The organism is Janthinobacterium sp. UMAB-60, assembly GCF_900095235.1.
In the GTDB taxonomy this organism is placed as follows: Bacteria; Pseudomonadota; Gammaproteobacteria; order Burkholderiales; family Burkholderiaceae_D; genus Janthinobacterium.
The window spans coordinates 1-5379 of the sequence record NZ_LT607517.1 but is presented as its reverse complement, the minus strand read 5'-3'; the positions used below and the strand labels follow the sequence as shown (position 1 = coordinate 5379).

Sequence of the window (5379 nt, the reverse complement as noted above, 5' to 3'; positions counted from 1 at the left end):
CAGCAGCCTGGCCGATGGCACGGGGCTGGCCAGCAATTACACGGTCAGCAACCCGACCACCGTGAAGGCCGGCATCACGCAAAAAGCCTTGACGGTGAGCGGCGTGCAGGCCAGCGACAAGACCTACGACGGCAATACCAAGGCCAGCCTGTCCGGCGGCACTCTGGATGGCCTGGTGGGCGGTGAAACGCTGGGATTGACGGGGCAGGTGGGCAGTTTCAGTGACCAGAACGCGGGCACGGGCAAGGCCGTCGCGGTGACGGGCGCGACCCTGGTCGATGGCACGGGGCTGGCCAGCAATTATTCGGTCAGCAACGCCACTGGCGTGACGGCCACTATCGCGCAAAAGGCGTTGACCGTCAGCGGCGTGAGCGCGAGCAGCCGCGTGTATGACGGCACGCTCGATGCGGCCCTGTCGGGCGGAACATTGAGCGGCTTGGTCGGCATGGAAACGCTGAGCTTGAATCTGGCGAACCAGGCAGGCACCTTCAGTGACAAGAACGCGGGCACCAACAAGGTGGTCAATGTCACGGGCGCGACGGTCACGGACGGCACTGGCCTGGCCAGCAACTACGCCTTCAGCAATGCCAGCGGAGTGCGGGCCGATATCACGCCGAAAGCGTTGACAGTGACGGGCGTGACGGCGGCGAGCCGGGACTATGACGGCACGCAGCAGGCCGCGCTGTCGGGCGGCGCCTTGAGCGGCTTGGTCGGCATGGAAACGCTGAGCTTGAATCTGGCGAACCAGACAGGCGCCTTCAGCGACAAGAACGCGGGTACCAACAAAGTGGTCAATGTCACGGGCGCGACGGTCACGGACGGCACTGGCCTGGCCAGCAACTATGCCTTCAGCAACGCCAGCGGGGTGCGGGCCGATATCACGCCGAAAGCGTTGACGGTGACGGGAGTGACGGCGGCGAGCCGGGACTATGACGGCACGCGGCAGGCCGCGCTGTCGGGCGGTGCCTTGAGCGGCTTGGTCGGCATGGAAACGCTGAGCTTGAATCTGGCGAACCAGACAGGCGCCTTCAGCGACAAGAACGCGGGCAGCAACAAGGTGGTCAATGTTACGGGCGCGACGGTCACGGACGGCACTGGTCTGGTCAGCAACTATGCCTTCAGCAATGCCAGCGGGGTGCGGGCAGATATCGGCAAGGCGTCCATCAGCGCCATTGCCGGTATCGTGGCGGCGAACAAGGTGTATGACGGTGGCACGGCGGCCAGCCTGAACCTGGCGGGCGCCAGTTTCAATGGCATGGTGGCAGGCGACGCCCTGAGCCTGGGCGGCGGACCCGTTCTTGGCGCGTTCAGCGACAAGAATGCGGCGATCGGCAAGACCGTGACCATCAGCGGTTTGGGCCTGGCCGGTGCCGATGCGGGCAATTATGTACTGGCCAGCAGCCAGGCCAGTACCACGGCCACGATTACGCCAGCCGCCCTGACGGTCAGCGCCAGCGGCGTCAACAAGGTGTATGACGCCACCACGCATGCCGCCGTCTCCTTGCGCGACAATCGCATCGGCAATGATCAGCTGAGTATTGCCAGCGATGGCGCCAGTTTCAGCGACAAGAATGCGGGCGTCGGCAAGACGGTGACGGTGGCAGGCATAAGCCTGAGCGGCACGGATGCGGGCAATTACGTGGTCAACACCAGCGCCAGCACCACGGCCACGATCTCGCAGGCGGCGCTGACGGTCAAAGTCGATAACACTGAAAAAGACCAGGGACGCGTCAACCCCGACTTCAGCGCCGGCTACAGCGGCCTGCTCGGTGGCGACACGGTGGCCGCCGAAGTGAGCGGCAAGCTGACGTTCAGCACGTCGGCGACGACGGCATCCGCGGCCGGCAATTATCTGGTATCGACATCGGGCCAGGCGTCGAACAACTACGCCTTGAACTATGTGGAAGGCGTGCTGAAGGTCAAGCCGACGGAAGCGCTGCAAAGCGCGGTCGCCAACGTGATCGCGGCCGTTGCCGTGGCGCCATCGCAGGGCAATATGGTGCAGGCCGACATGATCGTCAGTGGCGAGACGGCACCAGGCAAGCCCGCCGCCACGCAGGAGGCGCCGCGCGAGGGAGAGAAGGGTAAGGCAGGCAGCGCGCCGGTGGTGCAACTGGCCGGCAATGTCGTCAGCAACGTCCTGCCAGGCTTGCGCCTGAGCGTGGTCGATTCCGGCCTGCGCTTGCCGGCCGAAGCAGGCGGCAACACGCGCCAGGAAAGCCAGTAAAGCCCGCTGCGTCACCGCATGATGGCGTCGGAGTGCCGCTTCGTGTTTCGAAGCGGCATTTTTTATGCCGTCGCGTCGTCGTATCACTCTTATAATGGCTGCACCATCCTTGTTTTCCGTCAGAAGAGCAGCGCTGAACAGAAAGTACCATCGCATGACATCCCATTTCATCGGCGTGGCCGGCTTGCCACGCGCTGGCTCCACCTTGCTGTGCCAGTTGCTGGCGCAGCATCCCGACCTGCATTGCGAAGGCAATAGCTCGCCCCTGTGCAATGCCTTGCTGGGCATGCGGCGCATGGTCAGCGACGATTCTTTTTTCCTGTCGCAGCTCGACAGCACCTTCGACGCCAGTTATGGCCATCTGAAAACAGCCATGCAGGGCTTCCTGCGCGGCTGGTACCAGGATTGTGGCAAGCAGGGCGTGGTGGACAAGAACCGCGCCTGGCTGCATTGCGTGGAGATGCTGCTGCAACTGGCGCCGGAAGCGAAAATCATCGTCTGCGTGCGCGAACTGGGCCAGGTCTATGGTTCCATCGAAGCGCAGCACCAGCGCACCATCCTGCTCGATTTTGTCGATCACCTGGCCGATTTCGACCGTCTGGGACGGGCTGACATGCTGTTTGCCAAGGATCGCACCATAGGCGCGCCCCTGAGCTCCCTGCACGCCGTGCTGGACCTGCCGCTCGAGGTGCAGAAAAAGCTGTATTTCGTGCGTTTCGAAGACTTGATGGTGCGGCCGGTGGAATGCCTGTCGCACCTGTATGCGTGGCTGGGCCTGGCGCCGTTCCAGATCGATCCGCACGATCTTGCCGTGGGGATACAGGAAAGCGACAGCCATTACCGCATGAAATACACGCACCGCCAGCAGGCGACGATCAGCGCGCCGAAGCCGCATGCGATTCCCCCGCGCATCCAGGCGCAGATCGAAAGCGCGTATGGCTGGTTCTATGAACTGTATTATCCGCAACACCAACGCGCGGCAACGCCATCGGCCTGACAACACCTGCGGCAGTGCTGATACCACTTGCCGCGGCGCTGCCGGTGCGGTATTGCCGGCAGTTGCCGCAAACTTCGCTTTTCTCTCTCGCCCTCACTCTGCGCCTGGCGTACCGTGGCCGTACCGCCTGAAGTCACTGGTATTGCAAAAAACACCGTTATATAAAACCACTTGACTACCAATTTTCGGCGTCGCATTCTCTGTGCAGAAAGCCGATGCTTCGCTGTGCTTTCTTTACGTACAACATAAAAAGCTACTTCGATAGTTTTCGTATAACGTTCAGGAGACAATGTGAAGACACGGCAATCAAGCCGGCTGGCTACGCCATTCATGGCTGGCCTGCTGGGCAGCGCGCTGCTCGCTTGCGGCGGCAATTCCACCACCACCGAACCCCCATCGACCCTGCTGGCCGCCACCGCCGCCAGCGATAATTGCACCGCCTGGAGCGCCGCTGCCATCTACACGGCAGGGCAGTGCGCCGTGTACGACGGCAAGGTGTACCGGGCCAAATGGTGGGTGCAGGGCACGGCGCCGGGCAACGACCAGTGGGGACCGTGGAGCCTGGATTCCACCACACCGACACCGACACCGACACCGACACCGACGCCTACACCTACGCCCACGCCCACGCCAGGCGTGCCCACCAAAGCCCAGGCCGAGGCGAACGAGGCGGCGCTGACGAACAACGATTTCTTCCGCAAGGTCAAGGCCTCGATCCGCACCCTGGGCAATACAGCCGTCGAAGCCGTCCAGCCTGGCCTGGCCAGCAATCCGCTCAACGTCAAGCGCGTGGAACGCCTGCTGCCGGCGGCGAAGTGGGATTACTATTTTGCCGCGCGCGACGCCAGCTATACGTATCAGCGCTTCCTGCAAGCCGTGGCCAAGTTCCCCGCCGTGTGCGACGACTACGGCGACGGGCGCAACGCGGACGCCATCTGCCGCCACAGCCTGGCCACCATGTTTGCCCACTTCGGGCAGGAAACGGGCGACCATAACGCCAGCAGCCCCTTGCCGCAATGGCGCCAGGGCTTGAAGTATTTGCGTGAACTGGGCTGCGACGAAACGGGCGCCGGCTGCGGCTACAACATCGAGTGCGCGGATCCCGTCTTCAACAAGGTGTGGACCTGCGGCAAGAACGCCGATGGCAGCTTCAAGAAGTACTTTGGACGCGGCGCCAAGCAGCTGTCGTACAACTACAACTACGGTCCGTTTTCGCAAGCGATGCATGACGGTGACCAGTCCGTGCTGCTGAAGAACCCGGACCTCGTCGCGTCGACCTGGCTGAACCTGGCCTCGGCCACGTTCTTCTTTGTCTATCCGCAACCGCCGAAACCATCGATGCTGCACGTGCTCGACGGCACGTGGGTGCCGAATGCGGCCGATACGGCGGCCGGTGCGGGCAATAACTTTGCCACCACCATCATGATCATCAATGCCGAATGCGGGCAGGGCACGGAAAAGCAGGCCGCGCAAAACCGCATCGATTACTACAAGCAATTTGCCGCCGACATGGGCTGGGATTATTCCGGCGAACAATTGTCGTGCGCCAACATGCAGCGCTTCACCCCGGCCAGTTCCGCTTCCTACAACATTTATTGGGAAAAGAACTGGAGCGCCGGTGGCGACAACCAATGCCAGCTGGTCAGCTATCAGACGCCGTACAGCGCCTTGCTGGCCGGGAACTACGTGAAATGCGTGGAAGCCAACTGGAATGTGAAGTTGCAGTAGCAGCCAAGAAGGAAAAGCCAGCCAGGGATAACAGTTGACAAGAGCCCCTTGAGGGGCCTGCAACAAGCTCTCGATGTATAACCATAACGGAGACAGACACCTCATGAAATCGAATGCATTATTGATGGCCCTGCTCAGCGGCGTGCTCGTCGCTTGCGGCGGCGGCCAGGAAGGCACGACCGCCACCCCGAACACCTTGCTCGCCGCCGTGGAAGCGTGCGCCGTCTGGGATGCCGCCACCGCCTACACGGGCGGCCAGTGCGTCATATACCAGGGCGTCAGCTACAAGGCGAAGTGGTGGACGCAGGGCAATGTCCCCAGCGCCACCGACCAGTGGGGACCTTGGGCCGTGATCGATACGCCGACACCGACGCCGACGCCGACGCCGACGCCGACGCCGACGCCGACGCCGACGCCGACGCCGACG

Annotated in this window: 4 protein-coding genes; all 4 read left to right on the top strand. The window is 62.8% G+C overall.

Annotated features, from left to right (window positions below; genetic code table 11):
- A partial coding sequence (locus tag K0F86_RS27085) for an S-layer family protein (RefSeq protein ID WP_257572410.1) occupies positions 1-2227 on the top strand: 2227 nt, incomplete at its 5' end.
- A 154-nt stretch (positions 2228-2381) separates the two neighbouring features.
- Positions 2382-3224: a sulfotransferase gene (locus tag K0F86_RS27080; RefSeq protein WP_219137208.1), complete on the top strand. Its 843-nt coding sequence runs from the start codon at positions 2382-2384 to the stop codon at positions 3222-3224.
- A 291-nt stretch (positions 3225-3515) separates the two neighbouring features.
- Positions 3516-4952, top strand: coding sequence for a glycoside hydrolase family 19 protein (locus K0F86_RS27075; protein WP_257572409.1), 1437 nt, complete (start codon positions 3516-3518; stop codon positions 4950-4952).
- A gap of 103 nt (positions 4953-5055) precedes the next feature.
- A partial coding sequence (locus tag K0F86_RS27885) for a carbohydrate-binding protein (RefSeq protein WP_306823229.1) occupies positions 5056-5379 on the top strand: 324 nt, incomplete at its 3' end.

What these genes read in the sequence shown, in the direction of transcription:
- K0F86_RS27080 (WP_219137208.1), top strand. Translation starts at nt 2,382, where the DNA reads ATGACATCCCATTTCATCGGCGTGGCCGGCTTGCCACGCGCTGGCTCC.